At 59.4% G+C, this 20,805-nt stretch carries 16 protein-coding genes; 12 read left to right on the top strand and 4 right to left on the bottom strand.

The features are described 5' to 3' along the window. Positions 1-94: 94 nt before the first annotated feature. Positions 95-457 (bottom strand): DUF6124 family protein, encoded by a 363-nt coding sequence (locus tag AB4O12_RS25610; protein ID WP_041477958.1) that lies wholly within the window; start codon positions 455-457, stop codon positions 95-97. Positions 458-1,730: 1,273 nt separating this feature from the next. Between AB4O12_RS25610 and AB4O12_RS25605 the strand changes: the two genes are divergently transcribed. From AB4O12_RS25605 to AB4O12_RS25570, 8 genes are all read left to right on the top strand, one after another. Further along, positions 1,731-3,356: an ABC transporter substrate-binding protein gene (locus AB4O12_RS25605; protein ID WP_236169302.1), complete on the top strand. Its 1,626-nt coding sequence runs from the start codon at positions 1,731-1,733 to the stop codon at positions 3,354-3,356. A gap of 303 nt (positions 3,357-3,659) precedes the next feature. Next, a complete protein-coding gene (locus AB4O12_RS25600; protein ID WP_041477956.1) occupies positions 3,660-5,258 on the top strand; it encodes an ABC transporter substrate-binding protein in 1,599 nt (532 codons plus the stop codon). Positions 5,259-5,434: 176 nt separating this feature from the next. After that, complete coding sequence (locus AB4O12_RS25595; protein WP_016771718.1) at positions 5,435-6,856, top strand: OprD family porin; 1,422 nt, start codon at positions 5,435-5,437, stop codon at positions 6,854-6,856. Between the two features lie 77 nt (positions 6,857-6,933). Then, positions 6,934-8,529, top strand: a complete 1,596-nt coding sequence (locus tag AB4O12_RS25590) for an ABC transporter substrate-binding protein (protein ID WP_150636090.1) — start codon at positions 6,934-6,936, stop codon at positions 8,527-8,529. Positions 8,530-8,602: 73 nt separating this feature from the next. Further along, on the top strand, positions 8,603-9,613 hold the full coding sequence (locus AB4O12_RS25585; RefSeq protein WP_016771720.1) for an ABC transporter permease subunit: 1,011 nt from the start codon (positions 8,603-8,605) through the stop codon (positions 9,611-9,613). An 11-nt stretch (positions 9,614-9,624) separates the two neighbouring features. Next, complete coding sequence (locus AB4O12_RS25580; protein ID WP_016771721.1) at positions 9,625-10,551, top strand: ABC transporter permease subunit; 927 nt, start codon at positions 9,625-9,627, stop codon at positions 10,549-10,551. Between the two features lie 10 nt (positions 10,552-10,561). Then, a complete protein-coding gene (locus AB4O12_RS25575; RefSeq protein WP_016771722.1) occupies positions 10,562-11,530 on the top strand; it encodes an ABC transporter ATP-binding protein in 969 nt (322 codons plus the stop codon). Then, positions 11,530-12,510 carry a peptide ABC transporter ATP-binding protein gene (locus tag AB4O12_RS25570; RefSeq protein ID WP_071174376.1) on the top strand — a complete coding sequence of 327 codons (981 nt, stop codon included), beginning with the start codon at positions 11,530-11,532 and terminating at the stop codon, positions 12,508-12,510. Before AB4O12_RS25575 ends, AB4O12_RS25570 begins: the two co-directional genes overlap by 1 nt. 207 nt (positions 12,511-12,717) lie before the next feature. On the opposite strand, the gene AB4O12_RS25565 is transcribed toward AB4O12_RS25570, so the two are convergent. From AB4O12_RS25565 to AB4O12_RS25555, 3 genes are all read right to left on the bottom strand, one after another. After that, positions 12,718-12,981 carry a hypothetical protein gene (locus AB4O12_RS25565; protein WP_071174375.1) on the bottom strand — a complete coding sequence of 88 codons (264 nt, stop codon included), beginning with the start codon at positions 12,979-12,981 and terminating at the stop codon, positions 12,718-12,720. Between the two features lie 155 nt (positions 12,982-13,136). Next, positions 13,137-14,321 carry an MFS transporter gene (locus tag AB4O12_RS25560; RefSeq protein ID WP_071174374.1) on the bottom strand — a complete coding sequence of 395 codons (1,185 nt, stop codon included), beginning with the start codon at positions 14,319-14,321 and terminating at the stop codon, positions 13,137-13,139. An 823-nt stretch (positions 14,322-15,144) separates the two neighbouring features. Further along, the gene (locus AB4O12_RS25555; RefSeq protein ID WP_039759481.1) at positions 15,145-16,728 is read right to left on the bottom strand and encodes a peptide chain release factor 3; all 1,584 of its coding nucleotides are present in this window, start codon (positions 16,726-16,728) and stop codon (positions 15,145-15,147) included. Positions 16,729-17,176: 448 nt separating this feature from the next. On the opposite strand from AB4O12_RS25555, the gene AB4O12_RS25550 reads away from it, so the two are divergent. The 4 genes from AB4O12_RS25550 to AB4O12_RS25535 are packed head-to-tail and all read left to right on the top strand — an operon-like array spanning position 17,177 to position 20,601. Continuing rightward, positions 17,177-17,866 (top strand): ABC transporter permease, encoded by a 690-nt coding sequence (locus tag AB4O12_RS25550; RefSeq protein ID WP_166554532.1) that lies wholly within the window; start codon positions 17,177-17,179, stop codon positions 17,864-17,866. 20 nt (positions 17,867-17,886) lie between these two features. Then, positions 17,887-18,780: a glycine betaine ABC transporter substrate-binding protein gene (locus AB4O12_RS25545; protein ID WP_252887314.1), complete on the top strand. Its 894-nt coding sequence runs from the start codon at positions 17,887-17,889 to the stop codon at positions 18,778-18,780. Positions 18,781-18,793: 13 nt separating this feature from the next. After that, the gene (locus AB4O12_RS25540) at positions 18,794-19,447 is read left to right on the top strand and encodes an ABC transporter permease (RefSeq protein ID WP_460059923.1); all 654 of its coding nucleotides are present in this window, start codon (positions 18,794-18,796) and stop codon (positions 19,445-19,447) included. Further along, positions 19,444-20,601, top strand: coding sequence for an osmoprotectant ABC transporter ATP-binding protein OsmV (locus AB4O12_RS25535; protein WP_016771732.1), 1,158 nt, complete (start codon positions 19,444-19,446; stop codon positions 20,599-20,601). Before AB4O12_RS25540 ends, AB4O12_RS25535 begins: the two co-directional genes overlap by 4 nt. The last annotated feature ends 204 nt before the right edge of the window (positions 20,602-20,805 follow it).

Below are 20,805 nucleotides of genomic sequence, written 5' to 3'. Positions count from 1 at the left end.
ATGATCCACCGCTATCGCTGGCAAGCCAGCTCCCACAGGTTGAACGCATTTGAATGTGGGAGCGAGCCTGCTCGCGAAGAACGATGACGCGATCTCAAGCGTGCGGATCAACCCGATCCAGCGCCCGATTCACCGCCAGCTCCGCCAGCATGATGATCTGCTGAATCGCCAGCGCCGTATTGCGCTGCGGCCTACCAAGCTGATCGGCAAAATCGCTGGCCAGCGTATTGGCTGAAGCAAGGGACTCACAGGCGTGGGCGAGCAGGCTTTCAGTGTCGATGTCGGGCCGGATCAAAAACATCGTGCTGGGTGGATGGGGTTTGCCGGGTGGCGGGCAGAGATAGAAATCGAGGGCACGCTTGATGGCTTCGCGGTTCTTCGCGAGATCGTCGGCACGCAGCGCGGCTTCAAGGGGGGTTGAGGTTTCTTCGGGTGGGTCGGGGACTGGTTTGCTCATGCGCTTCACCTATGAGGTTGAGCCATCTCGATGCCGTTTCTCACACGACGAAGAGGTGGCAGCTTTGTGCGGGGTGAGAAAACCGGTCATAGGCACCCGGCCGGACATAGGCCCGCCCGCACAGAGCCGCCATAACGCACTTGCAGGCAGCAAACTTGCTGGCGGCAATTATGCGGATCTGGGCACTGAATGACTATGAATGTCGGGTTCTCACACCCGATCGCTGAACAACCAGCGACGACCCAAGCCTAGAGAGCGCACGTCCGACGGACAACCTGAAAACCTTGTGGGAAGGTTCTGGCTGTTTCGCAGCGGATTTAAACAGCCAAAAAGCAAACCCTCACCCTAACCTCTCCCAGAGGGAGAGGGGACTGACCGAGGTGTTTGGGGGAGATACGCCAACGTGAAACTCCGAGTTGAACTCAGGATTTGAAAAGCACACAAATTAGCCCCCTCTCCTCGGGGAGAGGGCTGGGGTGAGGGGCAAATCCACAACAAAAATAACGCCGAACACCCGCTCTTCACCACTCAATAGGCCGAGTGTCAGCTCGCCTGCTCTTGATCTTGATCCACCGGCGACGTCGGAAGGCTGAGTGGAGGGATTGATCCGGGTGTGGGAGCGCAGCGACCGTACGACGCAGTCGTACACAGCGAGTGTAGGTGCAGCGAAGCAAACCGGAGCCGCTGCGCCCGGATCAGTCCCGGAGCGAAGGGACCCCGAGCCCCAGCGAGTGGGCCGAACGTAGGAGCTAGCGTTTTTTGCTTACTTTTTTAGGCGCTTGTAAAAAAGTAAGTCGCCGTAAGGGCGAAACCGTAATCAGCAACACCGCAAAAAACGGATATTCACCCAAACCAACCAACGCCTGGTCGGCCCAAAGGCCGCCAAGGTGCCACCAATCGAAACACCCAGTTGCACCAAGTAAAACCCCCCAATCCCTGCCCCAATCCACCCCACCAAAGCCCACCGCGAAAACCCCTCAACCCCGCCCATCCCCAAGGGTATAAATAAGTAACACCAAGCCCCACCCAAGCGCACCCGACACCTCCAGTGCACCATTTCAGTGCCCCGAATGCACCGCAAAAACCACCCGCAAACGGTCAAATGCGTCAAAAGTTATACGGATGCGACATTAAGGTACGTTCGTGCCACCGTTTAACGCCGCCGACCGCTCTGGATCTTGCATTGGGTATGGGGCCTGCATAAGTATCCGCAGGCACGACTCACGAGGTCGTACCTCACAACTAAAAAATGACAACAAATCATGAGGCCAACATGCTTAAACACGCGGTCATTCCGTTTCTAGTCGGCGCAGGCTTGTTAGCCTCCGCACCTTTCGCCACCGCTGCGACTAACCTGGTGTTCTGCTCCGAAGGGAGCCCGGCCGGTTTTGATCCAGGCCAATACACCACCGGAACCGACTTCGACGCCTCAGCCGAAACCATGTTCAACCGCCTGACCCAGTTCGAGCGCGGCGGCACCGCCGTGATTCCTGGCCTGGCGACCAAGTGGGACATTTCCGATGATGGCCTGACTTACACCTTCCACCTGCGTGAAGGCGTCAAGTTCCACACCACCCCGTATTTCAAGCCGACTCGTGAGTTCAACGCCGACGACGTGCTGTTCACCTTCAATCGCATGATTAACAAGGATGACCCGTTCCGTAAGGCGTACCCGACCGAATTCCCGTACTTCACCGACATGGGGATGGATACCAACATCACCAAGATCGATAAAGTCGACGACCACACCGTCAAGTTCACCCTGAAAGAAGTCGACGCTGCGTTCATCCAGAACATGGCCATGAGCTTCGCCTCGGTGCAGTCCGCCGAATACGCGGCCCAACTGCTCAAGGATGGCAAACCCGCCGACATCAACCAGAAGCCGGTCGGCACTGGTCCGTTCGTGTTCAAGAGCTACCAGAAAGACTCGAACATCCGTTACACCGGCAACAAGGACTACTGGAAACCTGAAGACGTGAAGATCGACAACCTGATCTTCGCCATCACCACCGACCCGTCAGTGCGTATCCAGAAGCTGAAAAAGAACGAGTGCCAGGTCACCCTGTTCCCGCGTCCGGCCGATCTGAAAGCGCTGAAAGAAGACAAGTCGCTGAAGATGCCGGATCAGGCTGGCTTCAACCTCGGCTACATCGCTTACAACGTGATGGACAAGGTCAAGGGCAGCAACGAGGCCAACCCACTGGCTGACCTGCGCGTGCGTCAGGCGCTGGACATGGCCGTGAACAAGCCGCAGATCATCGATTCGGTTTACCAGGGCGCGGGCCAACTGGCGGTCAACGCCATGCCGCCGACCCAGTGGTCCTACGACACCACCATCAAGGATGCCAAGTACGATCCTGAGAAAGCCAAACAGCTGCTCAAGGAAGCCGGCGTCAAGGAAGGTACCGAGATCGTCCTGTGGGCGATGCCGGTGCAGCGTCCGTACAACCCGAACGCCAAACTGATGGCTGAAATGCTCCAGTCCGACTGGGCCAAGATCGGCTTGAAAGTGAAGATCACCAGCTACGAGTGGGGCGAGTACATCAAGCGCTCCAAAGGTGGCGAGAACCAGGCCATGATCATTGGCTGGAGCGGTGACAATGGTGATCCGGACAACTGGCTCAACGTTCTGTTCGGCTGCGACTCGCTGAGCGGCAACAACTTCTCCAAGTGGTGCGACAAGAAGTTCGACGGCCTGGTGAAAGAAGCCAAACGCACTACCGACCAGGGCAAGCGCACCGAGCTGTACAAACAGGCGCAACACGTCCTCAAAGATGCAGTTCCAATGACACCTATCGCTCACTCGACGGTGTATCAACCCATGCGCGCCAACGTGCAGGATTTCAAGATCAGCCCATTTGGCCTGAATTCCTTCTACGGCGTCAGCGTCAGCAAGTAAGACATTGCAACGGCGGCGTTTCTGACGTCGCCGTTGCTTTATCTACCGGGAAAAAAGGAAAAGTCCTACACCCAAATCCGCCGCAGATGATTGCTTCGGTATAGGCGCGTCGACTTTTCCTACGAGCATTAAGGCAATTACGTATTTACTGCCAGAGGCACGGTGCCTACCGTCGCGTACTGACCAGTGTCTGCGTGGGCCACCGGTTTTGCCGTACGTATTTGGATTGAGCTCAATGCGACCAGAAAGTCCCGGGATCGGGATCCAGGTGCATTGCATAACACTAAAAAAAGAGGGAGCGTCATGCGCCATACCTTGGTTTTTTCCGCACTGTTGGGCGCCGGCCTGTTGGCCGCCACGTCTGCAAGCTACGCCGCCAGCGACAGCCTGGTGTTCTGCTCGGAAGGCAGCCCGGCGGGTTTCGATACCGCGCAATACACGACGGCCACCGACAACGACGCCGCCGAGCCGCTGTACAACCGCCTGGTGGAGTTCGAAAAAGGCGCGACCAATGTCGTACCCGGTCTGGCAACCAAGTGGGACATTTCCGAAGATGGCCTGAAATACACCTTTCACCTGCGTGAAGGCGTGAAATTTCACACAACCCCTTACTTCAAGCCGAGCCGCGATTTTAACGCCGACGACGTGCTGTTCACGTTCAATCGCATGCTCGATGCGCAACAGCCGTTCCGCAAGGCCTATCCCACCGAGTTTCCGTACTTCAACGGGATGAGCCTGAACAAGAACATCGCCAAGGTCGAGAAGACCGGGCCGCTGACCGTGGAGTTCACGCTCAACAGTGTTGACGCCGCGTTCATCCAGAACATCGCCATGAGCTTCGCCGCCATTCTGTCTGCCGAATACGCCGACAAGCTGCTGGCCGACGGCAAGCCGAGCGACATCAACCAGAAGCCGATCGGCACCGGACCGTTCGTGTTCAAGAGCTACCAGAAAGACTCGAACATCCGCTACACCGGCAACCCGCAGTATTGGGATCCGAGCCGGGTCAAGCTGAAGAACCTGATTTTCGCGATCAACACCGACGCTTCGGTACGCGTGCAGAAGCTCAAGGCCAACGAGTGCCAGATCACCCTGCACCCGCGTCCTGCCGATGTTGAAGCGCTGAAGGCCGACCCGAAACTGCAACTGATTTCCAAGCCGGGCTTCAACCTCGGCTACATCGCCTACAACGTGCGCCACAAGCCGTTCGATCAACTGGAAGTGCGTCAGGCGCTGGACATGGCGGTGAATAAACAGGGAATTCTCAACGCTGTTTATCAAGGCGCCGGCCAACTGGCCGTCAACGCCATGCCACCAACCCAGTGGTCCTACGACGACACCATCAAGGACGCCGCCTACAACCCGGAAAAAGCCAAGGAACTGCTCAAGGCTGCCGGCGTGAAAGAAGGCACCGAGATCACCCTGTGGGCAATGCCGGTGCAGCGTCCGTACAACCCGAACGCCAAACTGATGGCCGAAATGCTCCAGTCCGACTGGGCCAAGATCGGTCTGAAAGTGAAGATCGTCAGTTACGAATGGGGCGAGTACATCAAGCGCACCAAGAACGGCGAGCACGACGTCAGCCTGATCGGCTGGACCGGTGACAATGGGGATCCGGACAACTGGCTGGGCACGCTGTACAGCTGTGACGCCATCGGCGGCAACAACTACTCCATGTGGTGCGATCCGGCTTACGACAAGCTGATCAAACAGGCCAAGGTCGTCACCGACCGCGATCAGCGCACCGTGCTTTATAAACAGGCCCAGCAATTGCTTAAACAGCAAGTGCCGATCACGCCTGTCGCCCACTCGACGGTCAACCAGCCGTTAAGCACCCGGGTCGAAGGATTCAAAGTCAGCCCGTTCGGCCGCAACGTGTTCTCGGGTGTCAGTATCGATTAAACCAACCGATTAGCCGCAATGCTGAGGGGAGCCGTCTACTCCCCTCACGCAAGCGCTTTGCCGAAATTCGCCCATCCGGCTTCTTGCAAACGTTTGCGATGTGTGAACGAGTTCTAAACCAATAACCGGCATACCAAAAAAAGCCGGGATAAAAAGAAAGTAAAGGAGCTTCACCCATGAAACTGAGCAGCACCGCGATACTGGCCCTGGCCATCAGCAGCATCACTGCTACCGCGTACGCCGAACCTGCAAGTCAGGAGTTCGTCCCTACCACATTGGCCGGCAGCAGCGCCCAAAGCGAGGCCAAAGGCTTTATCGATGGACAAAGCCTGGGCGGTACAACCCGTAACTGGTACGCCAACGAATTGCGTCGTCGCGACGACCGTTTCAGCTACGTGAAAAACAGCGACAAGAACACCACGCCTACCGTTCGCACTCCGACGCCACGCCGGATCAACTGGGTGCAAGGCACCATCGTCAACTACACCTCGGGCTTCACCCAAGGCACCGTGGGCGTGAGCACCGAAGTCGCCGCTTATAACGCCATTGTGCTGGATCGTGATCGCAAGGACATTGCTGGCGGCTCCAACCGGACCCTGGCGGATTCCGACGGCGACGCTGTCGACCAATGGAGCAAGCTGGGTCTGGCCAATGTCAAGCTTCGTGTATCCAACACCACATTGACCGCAGGTCGCCAGAACTTCAGCACGCCGATTGTCGATGTCATCGGTAACCGTCCGCTGCCTTCGAGCTTTGAAGGTATTACCCTGCACAGCGAAGAGTTCAACAACCTGTCGTTCGACGCGGGTGGCTTCGACCGCGTTTCCCCTCGTACCGAGCAGAGCCTGTCGAAATTTCGCACCGAGTATTCAGCCACTGGCGTGGAGACTGACAAGGTTTACGTTGCCGGCGTCAACTACCAACCGTTCAAGAGCCTGAAAACCAGCTTTTACGGTTCCAACGTGGAAGACTTCTGGAACCAGTACTACTTCGGCGCAACCCACGAACTGGGCGACAGCCAGGTGCTGAGCCTGACCACCGGCCTGAACTACTACAAGACCGTCGACGAAGGCAAAAAGTTGATGGGCAACATCGACAACGACACCTATTCGCTGTCGCTGGGTCTGGCCCACCAGGCCCACAGCCTGACCTTCTCGTATCAACAAGTGAACGGTAACGAGTACTTCGACTACCTGCACGAAACCAACGGCATCTACCTGGCCAACTCCCTGCTGTCGGACTTCAACGGTCCGAACGAGAAGTCGTTCCAGATTGCCTACGGCATCAACATGGCCGAATACGGCGTGCCGGGCCTGAAGTTCAACATCTACCAGGCACGCGGCTGGGGCATCGACGGTACTCACTACCGTGGCACCGCTTACACCATTCCGGATGACAAGCGCGGCGACCTGAGCCTGATGGATGGAGAATCCCACTACGAATACGGTGTCGGTGCGTCCTACGCAGTGCAAAGCGGCCCGCTCAAAGCCACTGCAATTCGCGCGACCTACACCACTCACCGCGCCAGCGAGCACCAGGCTGACGGCAACATCAACGAGTTCCGCCTCGTAACCACCATCCCGTTCAACATTCTGTAAAAACGCCAACCAACGGCTGACTCATGATGAGTCGGCCGTTCGGTTTTCTGTCTTCAACCGATTGCAGAGGGTTATCGATGAAAATGCTTCCCCTACGTGCGGCCATCGCGGCTGCGTTGCTGAGTGTCGCTGTCGGCGCCTCGGCCAAACCCTTGGTGGTCTGCACCGAAGCCAGCCCGGAAGGCTTCGATATGGTCCAGTACACAACTGCAGTCACGGCGGACGCTGTGGCCGAAACCATCTTCAATCGCCTGGCCGATTTCAAGCCCGGCACCACCGAAGTGATCCCGGCGCTCGCCGATTCCTGGGACATCAGCGAAGACGGCCTGACCTACACGTTCCACCTGCGCAAAGGCGTCAAGTTTCACACCACCGAATATTTCAAGCCGACCCGCGACATGAACGCCGACGACGTGGTCTGGAGCTTCCAGCGTCAACTGGACCCGAATCACCCGTGGCACAAACTGTCCAGCGTGGGCTTCCCGTACTTTGAAAGCATGGGCTTCAAGGAACTGCTCAAAAGCGTAGAAAAAGTCGACGACAACACGGTCAAGTTCACCCTGACCCGCCGCGAAGCGCCGTTCCTGGCCGACATCGCCATGGCGTTCTCGTCGATCTACCCGGCCGAATACGCCGACCAGTTGCTCAAGGCCAACAAAACCGGCGATCTGAACAACAAGCCGATCGGCACCGGCCCGTTCATCTTCCAGCGCTACGCCAAGGATGCGCAGGTGCGCTTCAAGGCCAACCCGGATTATTTCCGTGGCAAGCCACCGGCCGACGCGTTGATCCTGGCGATCGCCACCGACAACAACGTGCGCCTGCAAAAGCTCAAGGCCAACGAGTGCCAGGTCGCGCTGTATCCGAAACCGGATGACATCCCGAGCATCAAGAAAGACAGCAACCTGAAAGTCGACGAGCTGGACGCGATGACCGTTTCGTACATCGCCATGAACACCCAGCACAAGTACATGAGCGACGTACGCGTGCGCAAAGCCATCGACATCGCGTTCGACAAGGAAGCCTACGTCAACGCGCTGTTCGGCAAGGGCAACGCGTCGGTGGCGGTCAACCCGTACCCGCCGACCCTGCTCGGCTACAACCATGATCTGAAAAACCCGCCACGCGACCTCGACAAGGCGCGCGCGCTGCTCAAGGAAGCCGGGGTTCCGGAAGGCACTACCTTCACCCTGTTCACCCGTAACGGCGGCGGTCCGACCAACCCCAACCCGATGCTTGGCGCGCAAATGATGCAGGCTGACCTGGCGAAAGTCGGGATCAAGATCGACATCCGCGTGATGGAATGGGGCGAGATGCTCAAGCGCGCCAAGGCCGGCGAGCACGACATGGTCTCGGCCGGATGGGCGGGCGACAACGGCGACCCGGATAACTTCCTGACGCCTATGCTCAGTTGCGAGGCCGCCAAGAACGGCGAAAACTACGCACGCTGGTGCAACGAGAAATTCCAGGCACTGCTGGATGAAGCGCGGGCTAAAGTAGATCCGGCCGAACGCGCCGCGCTCTACGAACAGGCTCAAGTGCTGTTTAATCAGGACCAGCCATGGATCAGCATGGCCCATACTCGGATGTTCACTGCAATGCGCAACAATGTAGAGGGCTACCACATCAGCCCTCTCACCACTAATAACTTCGCCACCACCCAGGTGAAGTAGATAAGAAACGCCCGGCGTCCCTTACCTGAGGGACGCCGGACACGCCTAACCGGCTGATGAGGTACCACACAAGATGTTTAGTTTTATTGCCCGCCGACTGGGGTTGTTGATCCCCACGTTTTTCGGCATCACCTTGCTGACTTTCGCGTTGATTCGCATGATTCCGGGCGACCCTGTGGAAGTGATGATGGGCGAACGTCGGGTCGACCCCGAAATGCACGCTCAGGCAATGGAACGCCTGGGGCTGAACAAGCCGCTGTATGCCCAGTATCTGGACTACATCGGCAAACTGGCCCAGGGCGATCTCGGTGAGTCGTTGCGTACCCGTGAAAGCGTGTGGACCGAGTTCACCTCTCTTTTCCCGGCGACCCTGGAACTGTCCATGGCCGCCCTGCTGTTCGCTGGCATCCTCGGGCTTCTGGCCGGGGTGATCGCGGCACTCAAACGAGGATCGCTGTTTGACCACGGGGTGATGGGCATCTCCCTCGCGGGCTATTCGATGCCGATCTTCTGGTGGGGCCTGATCCTGATCATGTTCTTCTCGGTGAGCTTGGGCTGGACTCCGGTGTCCGGGCGCATCGACCTGCTGTATGACATCGAGCCGAAAACCGGCTTCATGCTGATCGACACGCTGCTGGCCGATGACGTCGGCGCGTTCTTCGACGCCCTGCATCACCTGATCCTGCCGGCGATCGTGCTCGGCACCATTCCGCTGGCGGTAATCGCGCGGATGACCCGTTCGTCGATGCTCGAAGTGCTGCGCGAGGACTACATCCGCACTGCCAAGGCCAAAGGCCTGTCGCCGTCGCGCGTGGTGTTCGTGCACGGTCTGCGCAATGCGCTGATTCCGGTGCTGACCGTAGTCGGCCTGCAGGTCGGCACGCTGCTGGCCGGTGCGGTCCTGACCGAAACCATCTTCTCTTGGCCCGGCATCGGTAAATGGCTGATCGAAGCCATCGGCGCCCGGGACTATCCGGTGGTGCAAAACGGCATCCTGTTAATCGCCTGCCTGGTGATTCTGGTCAACTTCGTGGTGGACATCCTCTACGGCTTTGCCAACCCACGCATCCGTCATCAGCGCTGAGGTCAATACCCATGAGCACTCCAACATCCTCAGTAGCCACCGCCACGTCCGCCGTGGATCAAAGCCTGCTGTACCCGTCGCCGTACAAAGAATTCTGGCAAGCGTTCTCGAAGAACAAGGGCGCCGTTGCCGGCCTGCTGTTCATGCTGCTGATCATCTTCTGCGCGATCTTCGCGCCGTGGGTCGCGCCGCATAATCCGAGCGAGCAATACCGTGACTTCCTGCTGACGCCACCGGCGTGGCTCGAAGGCGGGCAGATGCAATTCCTGCTCGGCACCGATGAACTCGGCCGTGACCTGCTGTCGCGTCTGATCCAGGGTTCGCGCCTGTCGCTGCTGATCGGCTTGTCGTCGGTGGTGATGTCGCTGATTCCGGGGATCCTGCTGGGTCTGTTCGCCGGTTTCTTCCCGAAAGTGGTCGGCCCGACCATCATGCGTCTGATGGACATCATGCTGGCCCTGCCATCGCTGCTGCTGGCCGTGGCGATCGTCGCCATCCTCGGCCCTGGCCTGATCAACACCGTGATCGCGATTGCCGTGGTTTCCCTGCCGTCCTACGTGCGTCTGACCCGTGCTGCCGTCATGGGCGAACTGAACCGCGACTACGTCACCGCCGCGCGTCTGGCCGGTGCCGGTCTGCCGCGCCTGATGTTCATCACCGTGCTGCCCAACTGCATGGCGCCGCTGATCGTGCAGGCAACCCTGAGCTTTTCTTCGGCGATTCTCGATGCCGCTGCACTGGGCTTCCTCGGCCTCGGCGTACAACCGCCAACCCCTGAGTGGGGCACCATGCTGGCCTCGGCCCGCGACTACATCGAACGCGCCTGGTGGGTGGTAAGTCTGCCTGGTCTGACCATTTTGCTCAGCGTGCTGGCAATTAACTTGATGGGCGACGGCCTGCGCGATGCGCTGGACCCGAAACTCAAGAACGCCGCCTGAGGAGATTCAAATGTCACTGCTAGAAATCAAGAATCTCAACGTCCGCTTCGGCGACAAGACCGCGACCCCGGTGGTCGACGGCCTCGACCTCAAGGTCGACAAGGGCGAAGTGCTGGCCATCGTTGGCGAGTCGGGTTCGGGTAAATCCGTGACCATGATGGCGCTGATGGGCCTGATCGAGCATCCCGGCATCGTCACCGCCGACTCGCTCAGCTTCGACGGCAAGGACATGCTCAAACTGAGCAACCGCCAGCGTCGGCAGATCGTCGGCAAAGACCTGTCGATGGTCTTCCAGGACCCGATGACCGCGCTGAACCCGAGCTACACCGTCGGATTCCAGATTGAGGAAGTGCTGCGCCTGCACCTGAAAATGTCCGGCAAGCAAGCGCGCAAGCGTGCCATCGAACTGCTGGAAAAGGTCGAGATCCCCGGCGCCGCCAGCCGTATGGACGCCTATCCGCATCAACTGTCTGGCGGTATGAGCCAGCGCGTCGCGATCGCCATGGCGATTGCCGGCGAGCCGAAACTGTTGATCGCAGACGAACCGACCACCGCGCTGGACGTGACGATTCAGGCGCAGATCATGGATCTGCTGCTGGCGTTGCAGAAAGAGCAGAACATGGGCCTGGTGCTGATCACTCACGACCTCGCGGTCGTGGCTGAAACCGCCCAGCGCGTCTGCGTGATGTATGCCGGCCAGGCCGTGGAAGTCGGTCAGGTGCCGCAACTGTTCGACATCCCGGCGCACCCGTACAGCGAAGCGCTGCTCAAGGCGATTCCCGAGCACAGCCTCGGCGCCTCGCGTCTGTCGACCTTGCCGGGCATCGTCCCGGGCCGCTACGACCGTCCGCAGGGTTGCCTGCTGTCGCCGCGCTGCCCGTACGTGCAGGACAACTGCCGCACCCAGCGTCCGGGCCTTGATCCGAAAGCCAACAGCCTCGCCCGCTGCTTCTACCCGCTGAACCAGGAGGTGGCGTAATGGCCGTCGTACTTACCGCCCGCGACCTGACCCGTCACTACGAAGTCTCCCGTGGCCTGTTCAAGGGCCACGCCACCGTGCGCGCGCTCAACGGCGTGTCTTTCGAACTGGAAGCCGGCAAGACCCTTGCCGTGGTAGGCGAATCCGGCTGCGGCAAATCCACTCTCGCCCGCGCCCTGACGCTGATCGAAGAGCCGTCGTCGGGTTCGCTGCAGATTGCCGGCCAGGAAGTCGCCGGCGCCGACAAGGCCGAGCGCAAGCAACTGCGCAAAGACGTGCAGATGGTGTTTCAGAGCCCGTACGCGTCGTTGAACCCACGGCAGAAAATCGGTGATCAACTGGCCGAGCCGCTGCTGATCAACACCAAGCTGTCGGCCACCGAGCGTCGCGAGAAAGTCCAGGCGATGATGAAGCAGGTCGGCTTGCGCCCTGAGCATTACCAGCGCTATCCGCACATGTTCTCCGGCGGTCAGCGCCAGCGTATCGCTCTGGCGCGGGCAATGATGCTGCAACCGAAAGTGCTGGTCGCGGACGAACCGACTTCGGCACTGGACGTATCGATTCAGGCCCAGGTGCTCAACCTGTTCATGGATTTGCAGCAGGAGTTCAACACCGCCTACGTGTTTATCTCGCACAACCTCGCGGTGGTGCAGCACGTGGCCGATGACGTGATGGTGATGTACCTCGGCCGCCCGGTAGAACTGGGACCGAAAAACGACATCTACGAGCGCCCGCTGCATCCGTACACCCAAGCGCTGCTGTCGGCGACCCCGACGATTCACCCGGACCCGAACAAGCCGAAAATCAAGATCGTCGGCGAACTGCCCAACCCGCTGAACCCGCCACCGGGCTGTGCTTTCCACAAGCGCTGCCCGTACGCGACCGAACGTTGCAGCACGGAAGAGCCGCTGTTGCGTGAACTGGATAATCGGCAGGTGGCTTGCCACTACGCCGAGCAGTTTCTCGACGGCGCGGCGTAGGCCCACGAAATATCTCATGTGGGAGCGAGCCTGCTCGCGAATGCGGTGTAACAGTCACCAACATTGTCGACTGAAATGACGCTTTCGCGAGCAGGCTCGCTTCCACAGGGAGTTCGTGTTGATTCAAGAATTCATGCGATAACAAAACCCCTTCCACCTCGATTGCGCATCAGTCGAGGCCGAAGGGGTTTTTCTTTGCCCGGCGATCTACGTCTGGCTATCGCCTTCGTCATCCGGGTCATCGGTATCCGGATCGTCCGTGGTCGAGTCGTCGTCATCGGCGCTGCCACCCTGATTCATATCCCCCGGTTCCGACTCGGACTTGGCCAGCATCAGGCCGCTATGCCCTACCTGGCCGTTAAACGCCTGAGATTCGTGATCCTCGCACTCGGCCCACGCCGTTGCGGTGCCGAGGGATAGCATCACCATCACTTTCAACAACATCAAAACCCGTAGCAATCTGCTTTTCATGGCCGACTCCATCCTGTTGCGCTAAGACATGCTTGCCGGACTGGCTCGATGTGAAATCTAGTTGCGATCCGACCGGCTCACCACTTAGGACGCGACCGCGCAGGCAGAAATGCCATCGACCGCCAGATTGCTTTCGAATAACCCTGATAACCGAATCAGCTAAGCCCGCGCGTGGCCTGCCAGGTCAGTGGAATGGAGATCAGCACCAGCAGCGCGCTCATCAGCCACACACTGTGCCCGCCAAACTGGCCATACAGCTGACCGCTGAGCACCGGCGACAACAGCGCGCTGGCACTCCAGCTCATGAAGAACAAGCCGAAGTACTGACCGCTCTTGCCGCTCTGGGCAAACTGCATCGCCAGTACATTCAACGGCGGCATGAACAAGGCCTCGCCCAGCGTCCAGATCAGCGTCGACAGACAGACAAAAGCCAAGCCGGAACCGAACGGCAACATGCCCAGCCCACAGGCCAGCAACAAGCTGCCCGCGAGCATCTGCCAGCGCGAGCCCCAACGCTCGACCGAGTGCGACAGCGGAATCTGCAAAGCGATCACCAACAGCGCATTGAGCCCGAACTGCCAACCGATCGCTTCGGTACTCAGGTGGTAGTAATCACGCAGATAATTGCCCAGCGTGCTGTAGACCGTGTCGAACGCAATGCCGAGCACGGCCGTCGCCGCCAGCAGCCAGAGGAACGGCTTGTCGCGATACGGCAGGCTTGAGCCATCGGTCGATTCGTCTTCAACCACCAGCACCGGCCGCCGCCACGTCGTGCGCACGAACCACAGCAACGCCAGCATCGTCATCGCCGCACTGGCAAAAAACACCCAACGAAAATCCGCCTGCGCCAACACCCCGCCCGCCACCCCGGCAGCGGCCATGCCGAGATTGCGCGCGACCCGACTCAGAGCCTGCGCACGGGAACGTTGCGCGACCTCGCAATACTCCATGATCAGGCGCTGATGCAACGTCCGAATCGCCCCATCGATGACACCGCTAAGCAACAGCAAACAAGCCAGCCACGGCACCTGCGTCACCAGCCCCAACAGCATCAGCACCCACACCGAAACGAAAAACAGCGCCGCCGTCAGCCGCGCCGTGCGCACGTGATCACTGAGCCAACCACCGAGCATCGAACCGACCAACAACCCCGCGCCATAGGCCGACAGCAACCAGCCGACGGTTTCAATCGCCAGCCCCAATTCCTGACGCAAGTACAACGCCATGAAGAGTTTGACCATGGCGCTGAGGCGATTGATGAACAATAGAGCCGCGAGGACCCAGGCCATGGGGGTGAAATAGCCGTTGGGGCGCAGGAGTTGGGTCAGTCCTTTGAGCATGTAACGTCCGATGGGCGCGAGGGTTTGATGAACAGTAGACGGCTTGGATTGGAATGTCGTGGGGGTGAGGTCAGCGGAAGTAAAAGCAGAGTATGGCTACGACGTAGAGGGAAAACGCCTTACGGAAAAATCGCCGCGCCCGGATTCAACTTGATTTTTCACGCGGCGTTAAAGATCAAAAGCCCCTCACCCTAACCCTCTCCCGGAGGGAGAGGGGACTGACCGGGTCGCTTGGGCAAGGTACGCCGACCTGAAATACCGAGCCGAACTCGGGATTTGAACAGATCATCAATCGGCCCCCTCTCCCTCGGGAGAGGGGCTGGGCGGGCGGCGTTCCGATGAGGGGCGAATCCAACACAGATCCAAAGCAGACCACACGCTTCTCGCCACTCAAAACAATGAGCGCAAGCTCGAGTGCCTTTGATCTTGCTTTTGATCCACGGGCGACGTCGGAAGGCTGAGTGGAGGGATTGATCCGGGCGTGGGAGCGCAGCGACCGTTCGACGAAGTCGAACACAGCGGAAGGAGGTGCAGCGAAGCAAACCGGAGCCGCTGCGCCCGGATCAGTCCCGAAACGAAGGAACCCGAGCCTGCGAGGGCCGAACGCAGGAGCAAGCGTTTTTTGCTTACTTTTTTAGGCGCTTGTAAAAAAGTAAGTCGCCGTAAGGGCGAAACCGCCAGCCGCAGCCCCCGCAGCAACGGATATTCACCCAAAACCCCAACAGCCTGGTCGGCCCAACGGCCGCCAAGACCAAAAGCGGCAGCCCATAAAAAAGCCCCCAAGGCCTACACCTCAGGGGCTTTCAGAAAAACACCTCAAACCTTAATGATGCTCCCGCGTCGCGCGGAATTTCACATCCGGCCAGCGCTCTTCCATCAGCGCCAGATTCACCCGCGTCGGCGCCAGGTAAGTCAGGTGACCACCGCCATCCAGCGCAAGGTTCTCCACCGCTTTGTTGGAAAACTCCTCAAGCTTCTTCTTGTCGTCGCACTCGATCCAGCGCGCCGAATACACAGTGATCGGCTCATACGAGCACTCGACCTTGTATTCCTCTTTCAAGCGGCTGGCGACCACATCGAACTGCAGTACACCGACGGCGCCAAGAATGATGTCGTTGCTGCGCTCCGGGAAGAACACCTGCGTCGCGCCCTCTTCCGCCAACTGCTGCAGGCCCTGACGCAACTGCTTGGACTTCAGCGGATCACGCAGACGCACGCGACGGAACAGTTCCGGGGCGAAGTGCGGAATACCGGTGAAACCAAGGACTTCGCCTTCGCTGAAGGTGTCGCCGATCTGGATCGTGCCGTGGTTGTGCAGACCGATGATGTCGCCAGCGTAGGCTTCTTCGAGCTGTTCACGCTCGGAAGAGAAGAACGTCAGGGCGTCGCCGATGCGCACGTCCTTGCCGGTACGCACGTGGCGCATCTTCATGCCTTTTTCGTACTTGCCGGAGCAGATACGCATGAAGGCGATGCGGTCGCGGTGTTTCGGGTCCATGTTCGCCTGGATCTTGAAGATGAAGCCCGAGAACTTCTCTTCCACCGGCTCGACGGTACGCTCATTGGCCACACGGGCCAGCGGACGCGGCGCCCAATCGACGACAGCATCGAGCACATGGTCGACACCGAAGTTGCCCAGCGCAGTCCCGAAAAACACCGGGGTCAGTTGGCCGTCGAGGAATTCCTGCTGGTTGAATTCGTGACAGGCGCCCTGCACCAGTTCCAGCTGCTCGATGAAACGATCGTACTCGTCGCCCAGATGCGCGCGCGCCTCGTCGGAGTCGAGTTTTTCGATGATCTTGGTTTCGGTGCGCTCGTGACCGTGACCGGCGGTGTAGACAATGATGTAGTCGTCGGCCAGGTGATACACGCCCTTGAAATCGCGGTAGCAACCGATCGGCCAGGTGATCGGCGCAGCCTTGATCTTCAGAACGGCTTCGATCTCGTCGAGCAGTTCAATCGGGTCGCGGATGTCACGGTCGAGTTTGTTGATGAAGCTGACGATCGGCGTGTCACGCAGACGGCAGACGTCCATCAGCGCAATGGTCCGTGGCTCTACGCCCTTACCGCCGTCGAGCACCATCAAGGCCGAGTCCACCGCTGTCAGGGTGCGGTAGGTGTCTTCGGAGAAGTCTTCGTGGCCCGGGGTGTCGAGCAGGTTGATCATGTGTTCGCGATAGGGGAACTGCATGACCGACGTGGTAATGGAAATACCCCGCTGCTTCTCCATCTCCATCCAGTCGGATGTCGCATGGCGATCGGATTTGCGGGATTTCACCGTACCGGCCACTGCAATCGCCTTGCCCATCAACAGGAGCTTTTCGGTGATTGTGGTTTTACCGGCATCGGGGTGGGAAATAATGGCGAAAGTGCGGCGTTTCGCGACTTCGGCGGCCTGTTGGGTCATGGGAAATCGCCTGGCGGTGATTCAAAAAAGGGCGGCGAGTATAGCTTAAAAAGTGATCGCCAAACCACCGTCCCTCGGCCGCGCAAAACCCCGTAGGAGCTGCCGAAGGCTGCGATCTTTTGATCTTGTTTTCAGCAGCAAAGTCAAAAGATCGCAGCCTTCGGCAGCTCCAACAGGGTGGCCAAATAGTGTCTAACGTGGGAACCTTTTAAAGCACGGAGACGTCCATCCCCTGTTACGAACTTTCGTCAGGGGCTGAAAAATCAGCAAGTTAGCCTGACGAGGCTGCGCTCATGGCTCGCTTTCGCACCGCTTGGCCGGTGCTGGAAAACGGCTACTTTTCGCGAACGCTGACTCCGGCAGCCAGGAATGGCTTGCCACGCGGAGCAGCGCTCGCCGACTACAAAAAAGGAGTCCGCCTGTGGCTATCCGCTATGGCAAAGGGCTGATGGGAGGTGCGGTGGTGATCGCGCTCCTGGCCCTGCTGGTCCACTGGATCGGCATCAACACGATCGAACACTACCGCGACGATTTGTTGTTTTACCTGCAAGCTCATCTGATTCTCGTCCTCGCTTCCATGCTGGCCGCCCTTGTTGTGGGCATTCCCGCCGGTATCTTCCTCAGCCGCCCGAGCATGGTCGGCCGCGCCGAACGCTTCATGCAGATCTTCAATATCGGCAACACCGTGCCACCGCTGGCCGTGCTCGCGATTGCGCTGGGCATCCTCGGCATCGGCAGTGGTCCGGCAATCTTCGCGCTGTTCCTCGCCTCGCTGTTGCCGATTGTGCGCAACACCTATGAAGGCCTGAAAAATGTGCAGGGCTCGCTGAAAGAAGCCGCTGTCGGCATCGGCATGACGCCGCGCCAAGTGCTGTGGAAAGTCGAATTGCCCAACGCCGTGCCGATCATCGTCGGTGGCGTGCGGGTCGCACTGGCGATCAACGTCGGCACTGCGCCGCTGGCGTTCCTGATCGGCGCCAACAGCCTCGGCAGCCTGATCTTCCCCGGCATCGCCCTGAACAACCAGCCGCAACTGCTGCTCGGCGCCGCGTGCACCGCGCTGTTGGCGCTGTTGCTCGATGGCGTGGTCACCCTCGCCAGCCGTCTCTGGCTGGAACGCGGTCTGCGCCCGTCTTAAGGCTTTGCGAAGGAATATTTATGAAACGACTTAGCTTGATCTTAGGCTGCGTCCTGCTGTTCGCAGGAATCGCGCAAGCCGCTGAAAAACCTGTCATCCGCCTCGGCGCCCGGGTCTTCACCGAGCAGACCCTGCTCGCCGAAATCACCGCGCAATACCTGCGCAGCAAAGGCTACGACGCGCAAATCACCGGCGGTCTGGGCAGCAACCTCGCCCGCAGCGCCCACGAAAGCGGCCAATTGGACCTGCTCTGGGAATACACCGGCGTGTCGCTGGTGGCCTATAACCACGTCACTGAAAAACTCGACAGCGCGCAGTCCTACGCCCGGGTCAAAGAGCTCGACGCGAAAAAAGGCCTGATCTGGCTGACGCCGTCGAAATTCAGCAACACCTACGCCCTCGCTCTGCCGAAAAAAATCGCCGAGCAATATCCGCAGATCGGCAACATCAGCCAGCTCAACGAAGTGCTGCGCGCCGAAGCCGAGACCAACCACCTGGTGGCGCTGGATACCGAGTTCGCCAACCGCTCCGACGGTCTCGACGGCATGGTCAAGCTCTACGACATGAACCTGACCCGCAAGAACATCCGCCAGATGGACGCCGGCCTGGTCTACACCGCGCTGCGTAACGGTCAGGTGTTTGCCGGTCTGGTCTACACCACCGATGGCCGGCTCAATGCCTTCGGCCTGAAATTGCTGGAAGACGACAAGCATTACTTCCCCGACTACACCGCCGCTCCCGTGGTGCGTCAGGCCACGCTGGATGCCAACCCGAAACTGGCCGAACAACTCAAGCCGCTGGCCGAACTGTTCGACGACGAAACCATGCGCCAACTCAACGCGCGGGTCGACGTCGATCATGAAAGCCCATCGTCCGTTGCCGCCGATTTCCTGCGCCAGCATCCACTGAATTAAGAGAGGAGAAGTCATGGAATTTCTGAACGCCTTTTCCCATCTCGACTGGCAGCAGGTGATGCACCTGACCTGGCAGCACATCACTCTGGTCGGCATCGCCGTGACCCCGGCGATCGTCATCGGCGTGCCGCTGGGCATCCTGATGACACGCTTTCCCACCCTCGCCGGCCCGCTGCAAGCCAGTGCCACGGTGCTGCTGACCGTGCCGTCGATCGCCCTGTTCGGTCTGCTGCTGCCGTTCTATTCCAAGTTCGGCCAGGGCCTGGGGCCGCTGCCGGCGATCACCGCCGTGTTCCTTTATTCGCTGCTGCCGATCATGCGCAACACCTACCTCGCCCTGACCGGCGTCGAGCCGGGCATCCGCGAAGCTGCGCGCGGCATCGGCATGACCTTCGGCCAGCGCCTGCGCATGGTCGAACTGCCGATTGCGGTGCCGGTGATCCTCGCTGGCGTGCGCACCGCCGTGGTGATGAACATCGGCGTGATGACCATTGCCGCGACCATCGGCGCCGGCGGCCTCGGTGTGTTGATCCTCGCCTCCATCAGCCGCAGTGACATGTCGATGCTTATCGTCGGCGCGCTGCTGGTCAGTCTTCTGGCGATTTTCGCCGACCTCGTTTTGCAGTGGCTGCAACGCTCGCTGACTCCAAAAGGACTCCTAAAATGATCGAACTTCAAAACCTCAGCAAAACTTTCCAAAGCAACGGCAAAGATGTCAAAGCCGTGGACTCGGTGAGCCTGACCGTCAATGAAGGCGAGATCTGCGTGTTCCTCGGGCCATCGGGTTGCGGCAAAAGCACCACGCTGAAAATGATCAACCGCCTGATCAAACCGACCTCGGGCAAGATCCTCATCAACGGCGAAGACACCACCGATCTCGACGAGGTGACCCTGCGCCGCAACATCGGCTATGTGATCCAGCAGATCGGTCTGTTCCCGAACATGACCATCGAAGAAAACATCGTCGTGGTGCCGAAACTGCTCGGCTGGGACAAACAGAAATGCCACGACCGCGCCCGCGAACTGATGAGCATGATCAAGCTCGAGCCCAAGCAGTATCTGCATCGCTACCCGCGTGAACTGTCCGGTGGTCAGCAACAGCGTATCGGCGTGATCCGCGCCTTGGCCGCTGATGCGCCGCTGCTGTTGATGGACGAGCCGTTTGGCGCGGTCGACCCGATCAACCGCGAGATGATCCAGAACGAATTCTTCGAAATGCAGCGCGCGCTGAACAAGACCGTGATCATGGTCAGCCACGACATCGACGAAGCGATCAAGCTGGGCGACAAGATCGCCATTTTCCGCGCCGGCAAACTGCTGCAGATCGACCACCCGGACACCCTGCTCGCGCATCCGGCGGATGATTTCGTCAGCAATTTCGTCGGTCAGGACAGCACGCTCAAACGCCTGCTGTTGGTGAAAGCCGAAGACGCGGCGGACAACGCGCCGTCGGTCAGCCCGGAAACGCCAGTGGCCGATGCGCTGGAATTGATGGACGAGCACGACCGTCGCTACGTGGTGGTCACCTGCGCCGAGAACAAGGCGCTGGGTTACGTGCGCCGTCGCGACCTGCATCGCCAGACCGGCACCTGCGCGCAATTCCTGCGTGAGTTCAACGCCACCGCAGCGTACGACGAGCACCTGCGGATCCTGTTGTCGCGCATGTACGAGTTCAACCGCGCCTGGCTGCCGGTAATGGACGCCGAACGGGTATTCCTCGGTGAAGTGACGCAGGAATCGATCGCGGCGTACCTGAGCTCGGGACGTTCGCGCGGAATGAAGACCAGTATCGTCTCGCCGGCTGAGACGGTGGTCGCATAATCCGTCTGCGTGGTTGAAACCCGATCCCTGTGGGAGCGAGCCTGCTCGCGAAAGCGCAATATCAGTCGACGCTGATGGCGGCTGTGAAAATGCCTTCGCGAGCAGGCTCGCTCCCACAGGATCTACGCAATTTTGTTGATCTTCACTGGGTGACAAAGAATCTCAACAGCCTCTCCTGCAAGAGCGTCGTCAATTCAGCTTCTT

The sequence above is a fragment of the Pseudomonas sp. S2_A05 genome (genome assembly GCF_054668485.1).
The sequence above is the reverse complement of the archived record's forward strand: the minus strand, read 5'-3'. Positions and strand labels throughout refer to the sequence as shown.